Origin of the sequence: Mycobacterium sp. ENV421, assembly GCF_002887815.1 — a bacterium.
Classification (GTDB): Bacteria; Actinomycetota; Actinomycetes; order Mycobacteriales; family Mycobacteriaceae; genus Mycobacterium.
On sequence record NZ_PDHO01000011.1, the window covers coordinates 67,689 to 82,744 of the forward strand.

General features: G+C 67.1%; 12 protein-coding genes. 6 read left to right on the forward strand and 6 right to left on the reverse strand.

Annotated elements, in window-relative coordinates; all coding sequences use genetic code 11:
• Complete coding sequence (locus tag CRM90_RS15320) at nucleotides 1-783, reverse strand: crotonase/enoyl-CoA hydratase family protein (RefSeq protein ID WP_083117445.1); 783 nt, start codon at nucleotides 781-783, stop codon at nucleotides 1-3.
• A 155-nt stretch (nucleotides 784-938) separates the two neighbouring features.
• Here CRM90_RS15320 and CRM90_RS15325 point away from each other — a divergent pair, with 155 nt between their 5' ends.
• The 4 genes from CRM90_RS15325 to CRM90_RS15340 are packed head-to-tail and all read left to right on the forward strand — an operon-like array spanning nucleotide 939 to nucleotide 5,505.
• Nucleotides 939-1,679, forward strand: a complete 741-nt coding sequence (locus CRM90_RS15325; protein WP_502693280.1) for a 1-acyl-sn-glycerol-3-phosphate acyltransferase — start codon at nucleotides 939-941, stop codon at nucleotides 1,677-1,679.
• Complete coding sequence (fadD12, locus tag CRM90_RS15330; protein ID WP_102807815.1) at nucleotides 1,679-3,316, forward strand: acyl-CoA ligase FadD12; 1,638 nt, start codon at nucleotides 1,679-1,681, stop codon at nucleotides 3,314-3,316. Before CRM90_RS15325 ends, fadD12 begins: the two co-directional genes overlap by 1 nt.
• Nucleotides 3,285-4,571, forward strand: a complete 1,287-nt coding sequence (locus CRM90_RS15335) for an alpha/beta hydrolase (RefSeq protein ID WP_102807816.1) — start codon at nucleotides 3,285-3,287, stop codon at nucleotides 4,569-4,571. The genes fadD12 and CRM90_RS15335 overlap by 32 nt, the downstream gene beginning before the upstream one ends.
• Complete coding sequence (locus CRM90_RS15340; protein ID WP_233209343.1) at nucleotides 4,564-5,505, forward strand: DUF4436 family protein; 942 nt, start codon at nucleotides 4,564-4,566, stop codon at nucleotides 5,503-5,505. Before CRM90_RS15335 ends, CRM90_RS15340 begins: the two co-directional genes overlap by 8 nt.
• Here the strand turns inward: CRM90_RS15340 and CRM90_RS15345 are convergent.
• The 3 genes from CRM90_RS15345 to CRM90_RS15355 form a co-directional block, all read right to left on the reverse strand.
• Nucleotides 5,502-6,920, reverse strand: a complete 1,419-nt coding sequence (locus CRM90_RS15345) for a WS/DGAT/MGAT family O-acyltransferase (protein ID WP_102807817.1) — start codon at nucleotides 6,918-6,920, stop codon at nucleotides 5,502-5,504. The two genes, CRM90_RS15340 and CRM90_RS15345, sit on opposite strands and share 4 nt — an antisense overlap.
• A 57-nt stretch (nucleotides 6,921-6,977) precedes the next feature.
• Nucleotides 6,978-8,174, reverse strand: coding sequence for an alpha/beta hydrolase (locus CRM90_RS15350; RefSeq protein ID WP_102807818.1), 1,197 nt, complete (start codon nucleotides 8,172-8,174; stop codon nucleotides 6,978-6,980).
• A gap of 140 nt (nucleotides 8,175-8,314) precedes the next feature.
• Nucleotides 8,315-9,301 carry a glycoside hydrolase family 6 protein gene (locus tag CRM90_RS15355; protein ID WP_102807881.1) on the reverse strand — a complete coding sequence of 329 codons (987 nt, stop codon included), beginning with the start codon at nucleotides 9,299-9,301 and terminating at the stop codon, nucleotides 8,315-8,317.
• Between the two features lie 101 nt (nucleotides 9,302-9,402).
• Between CRM90_RS15355 and CRM90_RS15360 the strand changes: the two genes are divergently transcribed.
• Nucleotides 9,403-11,040 carry an amidohydrolase gene (locus CRM90_RS15360; protein WP_102807882.1) on the forward strand — a complete coding sequence of 546 codons (1,638 nt, stop codon included), beginning with the start codon at nucleotides 9,403-9,405 and terminating at the stop codon, nucleotides 11,038-11,040.
• A 21-nt stretch (nucleotides 11,041-11,061) separates the two neighbouring features.
• On the opposite strand, the gene CRM90_RS15365 is transcribed toward CRM90_RS15360, so the two are convergent.
• A complete protein-coding gene (locus CRM90_RS15365) occupies nucleotides 11,062-12,087 on the reverse strand; it encodes an alcohol dehydrogenase catalytic domain-containing protein (protein WP_102807819.1) in 1,026 nt (341 codons plus the stop codon).
• A 7-nt stretch (nucleotides 12,088-12,094) separates the two neighbouring features.
• Nucleotides 12,095-14,038 (reverse strand): flavin-containing monooxygenase, encoded by a 1,944-nt coding sequence (locus CRM90_RS15370; protein ID WP_102807820.1) that lies wholly within the window; start codon nucleotides 14,036-14,038, stop codon nucleotides 12,095-12,097.
• Nucleotides 14,039-14,166: 128 nt separating this feature from the next.
• Between CRM90_RS15370 and CRM90_RS15375 the strand changes: the two genes are divergently transcribed.
• Entirely contained in the window at nucleotides 14,167-15,054 is an 888-nt protein-coding gene (locus CRM90_RS15375; RefSeq protein WP_102807821.1) for an alpha/beta hydrolase, read from the forward strand.
• Nucleotides 15,055-15,056: the final 2 nt, after the last annotated feature.

Here is a 15,056-nt window from a genome sequence, read left to right on the forward strand (position 1 = left end):
TCAGCTGCCCGTCCAGTTCGGGGCACGCTTCTCGGCGAACGCGATCGCGCCTTCCTGGGCGTCCTTCGACCCGAACACCGGCATCATGATCTTCGCCTGCTTCTTCCACTGCTCCTCAGGCGACCAGCCGCGCGACTCGGTGATGATCCGCTTGGTGGCGGCCACCGCCAGCGGGCCGTTGACGGTGATCCGCTCCGCCAGCTCGATCGCCGCATCGAGCGCGTGGCCCGGCTCGGCCAGCGCGTTGACCAGACCCAGCTCGTGGGCACGTACCGCGGACAGGTTCTCGCCGGTCAGCGCCAGCTCCATCGCGATCTGATACGGGATGCGCTGCGGCAGGCGCAGCAATCCGCCGCCGCCGGCCACCAGGCCACGCTTGACCTCCGGGATGCCGAACGCCGAGTCGTTGGCCGCCACGATCAGGTCGGTGGCCAGCGCCAGCTCCGTCCCGCCGGCCAGCGCGTACCCCTCGACCGCGGCGATCAGCGGCTTGAGCGGCGGGCGCTCGGTGAAGCCCAGGCCGCGACCCTCGGCCACCACGTTCTCTCCGCGGGCGAACGCCTTGAGGTCCATCCCTGCGCAGAACGAACCGCCGGCCCCGGTGACGATGCCGACCGACAGTCCGGCGTCGTCGTCGAGCTCGTCCATCGCGGCGGCCAGACCATTGCTGACCGCGGCATTCACGGCGTTCTTGGCCTTGGGCCGGTTGATGGTGATGATCAGAATTCGGCCGCGGCGCTCGGTGAGGACGGCGGGCTCTTCGGTAACGGCGTTTTCAGTCACGTCCGGAATGGTATCTATCGAGGTACGACGCGAGTCGCGAGGCCGGTAGCATGGAAAACTAGAACACGTTCCAATTCCTAGGAGGATGTGTGAGCACCAGCGACGCGACACCCGCCGAGACGGAGAAGTGGGACCCCGGCCTGGTCGAGAGGACCATGGGCGTGCTGCGCCCGTTCCTCAAGCTCTACCACCGCAGTGAGGTCCGCGGACTGGAATCGTTCCCGCCCGGCGGCGCCCTGGTGGTGTCCAACCATTCCGGCGGCCTGTTCGCGATGGACGTGCCGGTGTTCGCCCTGGGGTTCTACGACCACTTCGGCTACGACCGGCCGGTCTACACGCTGAGCCACGATCTGGTGCTGACCGGTCCGACCGCCGGCTTCTTCAAGCGCAACGGTTTCATCCGGGCCAATCACGAGAACGCCGACGAGGCGCTGCGCTCCGGCGGCGTGGTGGTGGTGTTCCCCGGCGGCGACTATGACGTCTACCGGCCGACGCTGTCCCAGAACAAGATCGACTTCGACGGGCGCACCGGCTATGTGAAAGCCGCCATCAATGCCGGGGTTCCGATCGTGCCCACGGTCGCGATCGGCGGCCAAGAGAGCCAGATCTTCCTCACCCGCGGCACCGGCGTGGCCAAGGCGCTGCGGCTGGACAAGCTGTTGCGCGCGAAGATCCTGCCGATCTCGTTCGGTTTCCCGTTCGGGTTGAGCGCTGTCGTTCCGCTGAACGTGCCGCTGCCCACCAAGATCGTCGTCCGGGTGCTCGAGCCCATCGACATCACCGCGCAGTTCGGCGAGGACCCCGACATCCATGCCGTCGACGCCCACGTGCGCGGCGTCATGCAACGGGCCCTGGACGAACTGGCCGCCGAACGTCGCCTCCCGGTGATCGGCTGATGGACCTGCTGTCCCGGCTGACGTCCGTCGGCGACGCCGTTGTCACGCTGGCCAAGGCCGGCTTCCTGACCCCGATGCGTCCGGACCGGACGGTCGCGATGGTGAACGCCGCGCGCGCCGAGGGATTGTCGATCGCCACCGGGTTCGCGACGGCCGCCGCCCGCCGCCCTGACAGCCCCGGGCTGATCGACGAACTGGGCACTCTGACGTGGCGCGAACTCGACCAGCGAGCGCACGCGCTGGCGGCCGCGCTGCAGCAGCTGCCCGGCGGCACGCCAGAAGTGGTCGGCATCATGGCCCGCAACCACCGCGGGTTCGTCGAATCGCTGATCGCCGCCACCCGCATTGGTGCGGACGTGCTGCTGCTCAACACCTCGTTCGCCGGCCCGGCGCTGGCCGAGGTCGTCAATCGCGAACACGCCGATGTCGTGATCTACGACGAAGAGTTCACCGGATCGGTGGACCGGGCCGTGCAAGATCGCCCCGAGGCCACTCGCATCCTGGCCTGGACCGACGCCCCGACCGAGGCGCAGACGGTCGAGAAGCTGATCGAAGCCCATTCGGGTCAGCGGGCCACCTCGAGCGGCCGCAAGAGCAAGCTCATCCTGCTGACCTCCGGTACCACCGGAACTCCCAAGGGCGCCAAGCACTCCGGCGGCGGGGCGAGCAATCTCATCGCGATCTTGAGCCGCACGCCGTGGCGACTGGGTGAGACGACCGTGGTGGTCGCCCCGATGTTCCACGCCTGGGGCTTCTCGCAGCTGGTGTTCGCCTCGGCGATGGCATGCACCGTGGTGACCCGGCGCAAGTTCGACCCGGAGGCCACGCTGGCACTGGTCGACCAATACAAAGCCACCGGATTGTGTGTGGTCCCGGTGATGTTCGACCGCATCATGGACCTCCCCGAGGACGTCCGAAAGCGCTACAGCGGGCGCACTCTGCGGTTCGCGGCGTGCTCGGGATCGCGGATGCGGCCCGACGTCGTCACCAAGTTCATGGACGAGTTCGGCGACGTCATCTACAACAACTACAACGCCACCGAAGCGGGCATGATCGCCACCGCGACCCCGGCCGATCTGCGGGCCGCACCCGACACCGCGGGAAAGCCCGCCACGGGTACCGAGATCCGCATCTACGACGACGAGTTCAACACCGTTGCGACCGGCGAGGTCGGGCGGATCTTCGTGAAGAACTCCACCCAGTTCGACGGCTACACATCATCTGGTCCGGGGGGCAGTACCAAGGACTTTCACGACGGCTTCATGTCGTCGGGCGACATCGGCCGCCTCGACGACGCGGGCCGGCTGTTCGTGGTGGGCCGCGACGACGAGATGATCGTCTCCGGCGGTGAGAACGTGTACCCGATCGAGGTGGAGAAGACGTTGGCCGGGCACGCGGAGGTGGCCGAAGCCACGGTGCTCGGCGTCGACGACGAACAGTTCGGCCAGCGACTGGTGGCGTTCGTGGTGCTCACCGACGGCGCGACCGCGAACCCCGACGACCTGAAGGCGCACGTCCGGGAGAACTTGGCCAACTACAAGGTTCCGCGGGAGATCACCGTCCTGAGCGAACTGCCGCGCGGAAGCACTGGCAAAATCCTGCGTAATGAACTCATCGCTCACACGGCTGACGGCTGAGCTTCGGCGGCCGCGCCCCTTGGTACGCGCGATCGTCGAAGCGGTCAATGCCGCCAACGGATTTCGTCCACTGGGGCGCCAGGGCTACAAGACGCTGGCAGTCTTCTCGTTCGGCTGGCCCACCTCGGAAGTGCCGATGCTCTACCTGGGCGGCTCCGTCCTCGACGCGGCGCGGCGCGGCCTGCGCGGCGACTTCCGCGGCCGGCGGGGTGTCGCGGCCCTCGCGCTGACGGCCGCGTCGTGGTTGTTCTTGCTGGCGATTCAACGCCGCAACGTGACCACACCACGACCGGTTTTACGCGCCGCGCTGGTGGAGGGGCTCGGCGAGAACTTCACCGACGTTCTGGAAACCTTGCCGAACACACCGTCGCCGTCGGGCCGGCCCACCGCATGGCGGACGACGTGGTCGCGGCGACGCTTCGTCGACAAGACGAGCACGATCAGCTACGGGCCACACGGCCGCGCCAATCTGGCCGACGTGTGGCGCCGCCGCGATCTACCCCGGGAGGGCAAGGCCCCGGTGCTGCTCGAGGTGCCCGGTGGAGCGTGGGCGATCGGCTGGCGCCGTCCTCAGGCCTACCCGTTGATGAGCCACCTCGCCGACCGGGGCTGGATCTGTGTGGCGATGAACTACCGGGTCAGCCCGACGCACACCTGGCCGGACCACATCGTCGACGTCAAGCGTGCGCTGGCCTGGATCAAGGAAAACATCGCCGACTACGGCGGCGACCCCGATTTCGTTGCCATCACCGGCGGTTCGGCCGGCGGTCACCTGGCGGCGCTGGCGGCCCTGACACCCAACGACCCGGAGTACCAGCCGGGGTTCACCGACGCCGACACCTCCGTGGTGGCCGCGGTCCCGGTGTACGGCCGCTACGACTGGTACACCACGCACGGCAACGGCCGCCGCGAGTTCATCGGCTACCTCGAACGCCTCGTCGTCAAGCGGCAGTTCAGCAGGTTCCGGGATATCTACACCGCCGCATCACCGATCCGCCGGCTACGCGCGGACGCACCGCCGTTCTTCGTTCTGCACGGCGAGCAGGACTCGGTGATCCCGGTGGATGAGGCGCGGGATTTCGTCGGCGAATTCCGCACGGTCTCGCAAGCACCGGTGCTCTATGCCGAGTTGCCCGGTGCACAACACGCTTTCGACATCTTCTCCTCACCGCGGGCGCATCAGTCCGCCGAAGCGGTCGGACAGTTCCTGTCCTGGGTATACGCGAAGCGGATGAACAAGGGGGAGCATGCGTAATCACATCCGACGGGTCCGTGATGTCGGGCTGCGCCGATTGATCATCGCCTCCGCGCTGCTGGTGGCGGTGATCGCGGCCAGTGTTGCGGGGTATCTCACCAGCCGCAACAACACCGATCAGGAGAGTTACTTCGGCGACGGGGACAATCCGGACCGGGTGAACGTGACCGCCTGGATCACGAAGGTGGACTCGACGACACAACAGCTTTCGGTGACCATCGTCGATGTGGCACCGAGTGGGAAACTGGCCGACCCGGACGGCAACTTCGCCCAGGACGTGACGCTGACGACGGCCGCTATCGGTAACTGGAAGGCGGACATCAAGGCAGGCAATCCCGCGCCGGACATCGAGCAGAGAGTGAGCGTGGACGGAGCGGTCACCGACTATCCGTTCGATCGATACACCGGCCGGCTCGAAGTCCACGTCTACAACACCGACGGCAACAATGTTCCGGTGGCCCTCACCGTGGTCAACACCGATCCGTTCTTCGGCCTGAACACCTCGGCAGGCACCGCCCAAAGCGGCGGCGTGCTGGTGAATCTCGGTCTGCACCGCAGCATGCCCACGGTCATCTTCGCGGTCTTCATCATGATGCTGATGCTCGGCCTGGCGATCGGCGCGGTGGTTGCCGCCTTCTACATCCTGAATTGGCGACGCGGCCTGGTCTTCCCGGCCTGCTCGATGATGGCCGCCATCCTGTTCGCGTTGATCCCACTGCGCAATGCGGTGCCCGGCAACCCGCCGATCGGGTCCATCATCGACTTCGGGTCGTTCTTCATCGCCGAAGCGGTCATCTCGATCTCGCTGATCTCCAGCATCGTGGTGGGCTTCCGCCACCAGCGAAAGATCGAGATCGCCGAAAGTACCCCCACCGAGGTGCTGGACGACATCCCGTCCGAGGACACCGCGACGATGGCTACTGAGCGCCCCTAGGCCTGCGCCATCGCCGTCTCGACGACCGCCAGCTCACCGGAAAGTCCTGCCGCCACTCGTATTTCGGAGAACGCCGCCAGCATGGCCTCGGTGACCTCGTGCGGGTCGCCGACGGTGACACCATCGGTGAGCACCGAGATGTTGAGCTGGTCGACGTAGCTCCACACGGTGATGTTCATCCCGCTGCCGGTGGTCAGCGGACCGACGGAGTAGATCTCGGTGACCAGTGCGCCGCCGACCCGGCCGTGTTCACGCGGGCCGGGCACATTCGAGATCGGCAGATTGAGGACCTTGTTCTGGCCGTCCTTGGTGGACAACCACTTGAACAGCGCTTGGGCGGGCGCAGGCGGCAGGTAGGTGGACCACCGGCTGATCAGTTCCGGCCCGATGAGCTGATGGCTCTCCTTGGCCAGCACCGCGGCATCGTGGGTCTGCCGCACCCGCTCCAGCGGATCGGCCACGTCGACCGGGACGGCCACCATCATGCCGGTGAAGTAGTTGCCCGACACGCGGTCCGGGTCGAAGTTGAAGCTCACCGGCACCGACGCCAGCAGCGGGTGATCGGCCACGCCGTCGTAGCGCAGCAGCAGCGTGCGCAAGGCGCCCGCGGCGGTGGCCAGCACCATGTCGTTGATCGTGACGCCGAGGAGCTTGCTGGTCTCTTTGATTTCAGCGAGCGCCAAAGTCGCTGTGGCGAAACGTCGTTCGGGAGTGAGCATGTGGTTGAGGAAGGACGGCGGCGGGGTGAAGGGCATGGTCAGCTCGGGCGACAACTTGCGGCTGCTGCGGCGGACCCGGGCCATGCCGTCGGCGGTGTACTTGATGACACCGGGCAGCTTGGCGATCTGCCGGAAATGGTCGGCGAATGCCGAGCGCACCAGCTCACCACGCCGGGGTGAGGGGTCGGTCGAGAAGTCCTGGTCCGGGTCGGGACCACTCTGCAGGTCCATCCCGCGCGCCATCAGGTTCCCGGAGGCGACTCCGTCGGCCAGCGCGTGGTGGATCTTGCCGACAACGGCAATGCGGCCGTTGGCAAGACCTTCGATGAAGTACATCTCCCACAGCGGGCGGTCCCGGTCCAGCGGGGTGCTGGCGATCTCGCCGATCGCCTCATCCAGTTCGCGCCGGCCACCCGGCTCCTTCACCCGCCACGGGCGGATGTGGTAGTCGAGGTCGACGTCGCAGTTCTCCCGCCACATCGGGTGATGAAATTTGAACGGGATGTCGACCAGTTGATAGCGGAACGGGTCGAGTTTGTAGAGCCGGCCACGGATGACCTCGCGGAACTCTTCGACACCGAAGGTTCGGCCACCGAGGTCCTGCAGTTCGATGATCGCCACCTTGAGGGTGTGCATGTGCACATTGGGAGCCTCGCTGTACAGCAGCACAGCATCCCAGCCACGCAATCTCTTCATCCGTGCGCCTCTCCGCCCCTGCCCCGTCCCGTTCGGGACGATACAGCCGAGTAGGTCTCAGATGACCTCTTTGGTGGACATCGCCGCGCGGTCGCGGTGAATCCGATTGAGGAACAGGCCGATTGCGGTGGACACCGACCCGGTGCGAGCACCGTCGGTCATGTCGAAACCGTGTCCGGCACCGGGCAATTCGACATATCCGACCGGCGCGTGCGACACGCTGCGCAACCGCTCCACGAAGCTCTGGGCCTGCGCGACCGGTATCACGCTGTCGCCGGAGCCGTGCACCACCAGGAACGGCGGGGCCTTGGGATGGATCCGCGCGATGGGCGACGCCTTGCGGAACACGTCGCCGTGCTTGCTCTGCTTCTTGTTGACCACCACGCGCTCGAGGAAGTCGACAAACCGGGTGCGTTCCGGCGTCGAGCGGTCTTCCCAGTCGTACCGGCCGTAGATGCCCACCACGGCGTCGACGGCGGTGTCCGAGCCCTCTGGCAGGTGCTCCTGGAACTCGGGGTCGTCGATGGTCAGTCCGGCCAGCGCGGCCAGGTGGCCACCGGCCGAACACCCGGCGACGGCGACGAAGTCACGGTCGCCGCCGAACCGGTCGACGTTGGCGCGGGCCCAGGCGATCGCGGCTTTGATGTCGTGGATGTGCTGCGGCCACGGGTGGTGCGGTGCGACGCGGTACTCCACGGACAGGCACACCCAGCCCTGCGCGGCCAGGTGCGACATCAGCGCGTAGCCCTGCAGGATGCGGCTGCCGTGCACCCAGGCGCCGCCCGGGACGAACACCAGAACCGGTGCGGGCTCGGCGGGCAGGTCCTTGCGACGCCAGACATCGAGAACCTGGGTCGGGTGATCGCCGTAGCGGACCGAGGAACGGTGGAGATGCTTGCGGTGCTCCAGGGCCCTCGCCACCGGCGGCTTGGTGTCGGGTGCCGGCCAGTCGATCTGCAGGTCCTCGGGCAGCACCACACCTCGCAGCCCGGTTTCGGCGACCTGGCGGGTGCTCTCCCGCTGGACCCGGCGCACGCGGCCCGCGTCGGGCGCCAGCCACGACTTGGCGGCCGCACCGAGGAGCTCAGGCATCTGCTTGGCGCCCCAGACACTCATGGCGCTCAGTGCGCCCAGCGGTTCGAGGTGCTTGCCGACTACGGGGAGCTGGGCAGACGCCATGCTCATCGCCATCAGGTAGTCGGCCGGACCCGCCTGCATCAGCCAGCGGGCCGTCGTCCACGGTCTAACCGTCATGGCGCGAAGCGTACCCCGCTGGCACTTTCCGAAACGACAAATTCTTCGGAATGTTCACTGCTTTGCTGGCCGAATCGAGATTCAGTCGTGCCCAGCGATTCCCACGGTGCCCGGGCGTTTGCCCGAACGTCAGTGTTCGCTCAGTGCCCGGCGTTTCGCGCCAGTTCGATCGCGAACGAGTTCACGAAGTGGCCCGGGCCCGGATCGCCCCGACCGCACGACCCGTCGGAGTCACCCGGACGCTTGACCCACAGGAACGCGTCGATGTGGCCGTTTCCGGTGTCGGTGGTGGGCTGGACGCCGAGCGCGCGGCCGCTCGGATTGCACCAGTACAGTTCGCCGTCGGCCGGCCCGTTCCCGTTGCGCGAGGTGTCGATGACATACGGCTTTCCGCCGGTCATGCCGGAAACTGCTTCGCCGTAACCGATTTCCTCGTCAGTGGTGAAGAAGTTGGAGACGTTGAGGCTGAAGCCGCGGGCTTTCTCGATACCCACCTGGTTGAGCCGGTTGGCGATCTCGTCGGCGGGCAGCCACCGCGAGTGGCCGGCGTCGACGTACACCGCGGCGGCGGGGTTGCGGGTCAGCGTGTCCACGCCGTAGCGGATCAGGTCGAAGCGTTCCTGGCGTGCGCCGGCGGACAGGCAGTCGGCCATGTCGAGGGCATCCGGTTCCAGGATGATCGTCACCGGGCCGCCGCCGATCTGGGAGGCGACGCGGTCGATCCACCCGCGGTAGGCCTCACCCGAGCCGAACCCGCCTGCCGCGAAACTTCCGCAGTCGCGATTCGGCAGGGAGTAGATGGCCAGCATCGGCATGGCGCCGGCCGCCCAGGCCCCATTGAGATAGGTGCTCACCGCGGCGGCCGGCACCAGATTGTCGATGAAGTAGGCCTGCGGAGTGTTGGCGATGTACGCCAGTTCGGGGTTGTCCGGATTGGCCTTGGACGCCCGCATGGCTGCCGAGTTCGGGTCGACGTAGAACGGTGATCCACCGATCGGGGCGGCGTCATCCGCGAGGCGGATGGGGCCGGTGTGAACCGGCGCGGTGCTGAGTACCAGCCCGGCGACGACGGCGAGGGTCATGAACGGGGCGATCCACCGTGCGACGGCACCGGCAGCGAAGGACATCACCGGAGAAAAGCTAATGCGCACCGGCGGCAAACGCCAACTGTCAGCCGCACCGAACGGCACTAGTTCCCTAGACTCAGGTGACCCTGAAGGAGGCCCAGATGACCGAGGCCGCAGATGTGATCTACACCGGTGGCGATATCGTCACCATCGACGACCGCAACCCGTCGGCGAGCGCGTTGGCGGTTCGCGCCGGCCGGATCACCGCGGTGGGCGACCGGGACGACGTGGTGGCGGCGCACCAGGGGCCGGGCACCCGAATGGCCGACCTCGACGGGGCGACGCTGCTGCCGGGTTTCCTCGACCCGCACAGTCATTACATCAATTCCCTGACCGTCGCCAATCAGGTGAACGTCTTTGCGCCGCCGGCCGGACCGGGCGCGGATGTCGAGGCAATCCTGAATTCCCTCAGGTCATTTCGGGACTCGCATCGGGTGCCACCGGGCGAGATGATCGTCGCCTACGGCTACGACGACACCCTGATGCCCGACGGGCGGACACTGCACAAGGACGACCTCGACGTCGACTTCCCCGCCAATCCCGTACTGGTCGGGCATGTTTCGATGCACGGCGCGGTGCTCAACTCGGTGGCAATGCGGATGTTCGACATCACCGCGGACACCGTCACCCCGGCAGGCGGGGTGATCGTCCGCAAGGACGGCTCCACCGAGCCGGACGGGCTGGTGATGGAGACCGCGTTCCTACCGATCTTCGCCGCCATGCCCAAGCCGACACCGTCGCAGGAGATCGCCTGGAGCAAGGCGGGCCAGATGCTCTATGCCGCGGCAGGCATCACGACGGCGCATGAAGGCGCCACCCACGCCGCCGACGTGGAGTTGATCTACCGGGCCGCCGAAGGCGGAGCGAGCCTTATCGACGTGGTGGCCTACCCGTTCATTCTGGAACTCGACGAGGTGCTGCAACGGCACCCTGCGGAGACGTTCGGCAGCTATCACAACCGGGTCAAGCTCGGCGGGGTGAAAGTCACACTGGACGGCTCACCGCAAGGCCGCACCGCATATTTCACGACGCCGTACCTGACCGATGGCCCGGACGGGCAACACGACTGGTGCGGTGAGCTCGGCTTCTCCCAGGAGACCGTCAACGGCTGGTTCAAGAAGGTCTACGACCTGGGCCTACCGCTGGACATCCACGCCAACGGAGATGCGGCCATCGACGTCGCGCTGGCCGCCCATGAATTCGCGGGCGCCGGCGATCTCGGCAAGGACCGTCTCACGGTCATGGTGCACTCGCAGTTCGTTCGTCGAGATCAACTGCGGCGCTACGTCGACTACCAGATCACCCCGTCGTTCTTCACCCCGCACACCTTCTACTTCGGCGACGCGCACGTCCGGTTGCGCGGGAAGGCCCAGGCAGATTTCCTGTCCCCGATGCGCGCGGCGATCGATATGGGGCTGCACCCCACCAACCACACGGACTTCGTTGTCACGCCGCTGGATCAGATGTTCGTGGTGTGGACCGCGGTGAACCGGATCTCGCGCAGCGGCCAAACCATCGGCGCCGACCAGCGCGTCACCGCGCTGGAGGCGTTGAAGGCCATCACGATCAACGCCGCACGCCAGTACCGCGAGGCGGATACCAAAGGCTCGCTCGAGGTCGGTAAGCTCGCTGATCTCGTTGTGCTGGACGACAATCCGCTGACAGTTGATCCCATGGCGATCAAGGACATCACCGTCGTCGAGACGATCAAGGAAGGTTCGACCGTCTACCGGGCATAGGTCGGGGCGTTGCGCCCGAGGTCACGGCGTGAGCAGGACCTTGACGACCTCCCCCGACCGCGCCGCGACGGCGGCATAGCCGTCGGCGGCCTGCGCCAGCGGCATTGTGGTGGTGAAGATGCCGTCGACGTCGAGGCGACCGCTCTGCAGCAGCGGGATGAGTTCCGGCCAGGTCTGCTGCACCGGCGCGGTGGTCATCCGGAAGGTGAGGCTGCGCAGCAGGGCGGTGAGCGCCGGGAACGGGTACGGGTTGAGGTTGTGCACCCCGACCACCGACACCGTGCCGCCGGCACGCACGGTGGCCAGCGAGTCGTCGATGGTCGTGTCGTTGCCGACGGCGTCGATCACCGAGTGCGCCCCGAGACCGCCGGTCGCGTCCATGACGGTCTGCGCAGCGGCCGGTTCGATCGCGATCGCACCGAGGCGGGCGGCCCGATCCCGGCGTTCGGCGACCGGGTCGACGGCGTAAACCCTTGCCGCACCTTGAAACAGCGCGCTGCGCACCGCGCACAGCCCGACCGCACCAAGCCCGATGACCACCGCTGTACCGCCGAGCGGGATGTCGGCACGCTTGGCGGCGATCCAGCCGGTGGACAGGTTGTCGGTGAGCAGCAGGGCCTGCTCGGTGTCGATGCCCACCGGCATCTTGAGCAGCTGGAAGTCGGCCGCCGGAACGGCCATCAGTTCGGCCTGCGCGCCGCCGAGCACCCCGGAACCGAACACCTGCGGACCCGACGCGCACAGGATCGGATCCTTGGTCGCGCACCCGGTGCAGGCGCCGCAGCCGGCCACCGACGACACGATGACCTGGTCGCCGACCGTCACCGTGCGCACGTCCGAGCCGATCTCGACGACGGTGCCGATGGCCTCGTGGCCCAGCGAGACAGGCTGGAAGAGCGGATAGTCGCCCTCGTAGAAGTGCAGGTCCGAGCCGCAGATGGCGGCCGCCGTCACCTTGACGATCGCGCCGGTCGATCCGGGTAGCACCGGGTCGGGCCAGTCGTCGACCCGGACCGACCCCGGCGTGTCGATGAGCACCGCGCGCATGGTGTCCTCACTCTCCCTTTGTCACAACGAAGTTCGACCAGTCCGGGGTGCGAATCGCATTCCAGTAGACCGGCAGCCGCCACGGGCTCACGGTGTGGATCTCCCCGTCCGGGTTCTTGAAGTACGAGTGTTCGATCGAGGGGTGCGCCCACACCATCTGGTTGATCTCGTCCTGATGCTTGCGATGCCATGCCTCGGTGGCCTCGGTCGTCGGTTCGATTGCTTTCCAGTCATTCTCGACGATATCGGCCAGACAACTGTCGATGTAGCGCATCTGCAGCTCGGAGTTGAAGATCAGGCTGCCGCCGTGTGCCAGGTGATTACCCGGCCCGTAAAGCATGAAGAAGTTCGGGAACCCGGGCACGGTGATGCCGAGATAAGCGGCGGGCCGCTCACCCCAGGAGGCACGCAGGTCCACCCCGTCGCGCCCGGTGATCTGCATCGGGTACAGCACCTCGGTGGCACGGAAACCGGTCGCGTAGACGATGACGTCGATGTCGTGGACCACCCCGTCGGCGGTCACCACACCGTGCGGCGTGATCCGCTCGATCGGAGTGCGCACCAATTCGACGTCGTCGCGGCGCAGGGTGGTGAGCCAGGTTCCGTTGTCCTGCAACGTACGTTTACCGGTCGCCGGATAGTCGGGCAGCACCTTGGCCAAGAGATCCTGGTCGTCGCCGACCTGGGTGGCGATCCAATCGGTGAACATCAGCCGGGCCAGCGCGTTGACCTCGCTGACCGCGTAGTTCGGATCGTCGGGGTGGACGTAGTCCGGGTCGGATCGGGCCGCCTCCAGACCCTTGTCCGCACCGGGCCACAGAAGCAGGAAGCGGTACCAACGGTTGTAGTAGGGAAGATGATTCATCGCCCACCGCACGCCGTCGGGGACGCTGTCGTGGTACATCGGGTTGGGGAACATCCACTGTGCGGTCCGTTGGAAGACCGTCAGGTGCGACACCTGGTCGGCGATCGCCGGCGCGATCTGGAAGCCGCTGGCCCCCGCGCCGATGAGTGCGACGCGCTTGCCGGTCAGGTCCACGGAGTGGTCCCACGCCGCGGAGTGGAAGGCCGGCCCCTCGAACTCATCGGCGCCCTCGATGTCGGGCAGCGCGGGCCGGTTCAGCTGGCCGACCGCGGTGATGACGGCGCGGGCGTCAATCGTGGATTCGGTTCCGTCCTTGTCCCGCACGGTGACTCGCCAGATGCCGTCGGCGTCGCTCCATGCGGCCGAGACCACCTCGGTCTGCCAGCGGACATTGGCGTCGAGCTGGTGCCGGTCCAGGACGGTCTCGAAGTAGGCCCGCAGCTCGGGTTGTTCGGCGAAGTAGTGCGACCAGTCGTTGCTCGGCTCGAAGCTGTAGCAGTAGAAGTGGTTCGCCACGTCCACCCGGGCACCGGGATAGCTGTTCTCCCACCAGGTTCCGCCCGGGCCGGCATTCTTCTCCACGATCGTGAACGGGATGTTGGCCTGCTTGAGCCGGATGCCGGCGAGCAGACCCGATTCCCCACAGCCGATCACGACGACCGGGAAGTCGGCGGTCGCGGCGGGGTCCAGCGCGACGGGGCGGCGTGGGTCGACGTCCTCGAGGTCCATCTCCTCGAGCACCATCGGACGGTACTCGTCGTCGACGTGCTCGCAGGCCGTCCAGTCCAGCATCTCCCCGATCAGTTCCGGGCTCAGCGGCACCGGCCCCGGGCAGCCCCGGTCGCGGTAGTCGGCGATGATCGGCAGGGCGAGCGCCCGCGCCTTGGCCTTGTCCTCCTCGGACATGAAGCCTTGGACCTCGTTGAGGAAGACGCCGGCCTGGGTGAACTCCCGGATGAACCGCGGATCACCGGTGATGTGGACCAACGACAACAGCAGCGTGGGAATGCTGACCTGCTCCAACGCCGCCGCGATCTCCTCATCGGAAGACGTGAACGGTTGGCCCGCATACGGATTGGTCGTCATCGACGGTGTCCTCTCACCCAGCGGCAATTACGCTACGCAGCGTTCCGTAATTGCCGCCACCACGATACTGTCGGCGCCGTCGAGGATCAAGGTCCAGTCCTGAAAGCGGTCTTGCCATACTGGGCGGCGTGGCCAACACCGACATCCATCCCGAACTGCGCAAAGCCGCGCGGTTCACCCCACGCGCGCTGATCTCCGCCCGGACCCTGCCGGTCCTGCGGCGGCTGACGGGCCTGCAACGACCGAAGAACGACGGCGTCGAGGTGCTGACGTTGGAGTCGGGGGTCGGTATCCGCCTCTATCGGCCTGCCGGCGCGACCACGACCACGCCGGCGCTGCTGTGGATCCACGGCGGCGGTTACGTCCTGGGGACCGCGGCGCAAGACGATGCCTTGTGCCGCCGATTCGTCCAGGCCTTGGGCATCACGGTCGCCTCCGTCGACTATCGCCTGGCACCGGAGCATCCGTACCCCGCGCCGTTGGAGGACTGCTATACCGCCCTGCAGTGGCTGGCCGGCCTGCCCGCTGTCGACGCGGACCGGATCGCGATCGGCGGGGCCAGCGCCGGCGGCGGACTTGCCGCCGCACTGGCATTCCTGGCCCGCGATCGCGATGGCGTGAAGCCGGTCTTTCAGCTGCTGGTCTACCCGATGATCGACGACCGCAGCGTGGGCCAGCACCTCAACGATCCGGGGCAGCGGCTCTGGAACGCCACCAGCAACCGGTTCGGCTGGCAGGCCTACCTCGGTGGCGCCGATCCCGAGATCGCGGCGCCCGCGCGCCGCACCGACCTCGCCGGATTACCGCCGGCCTGGCTCGGCGTCGGCACACTGGACCTGTTTCACGACGAGGACCTCGACTACGCTGCGCGGCTTCAGGCTGCCGGTGTGCCGTGCGAAGTCCACGTGGTGCCCGGCGCGTTCCACGGGTTCGACGGGATCGTCGCCAAAGCCGACGTGTCCAAGGCGTTCTTCACCAGCCAGTGCGACAGCCTGCGCATGAGTTTCGGGAGCTGAGC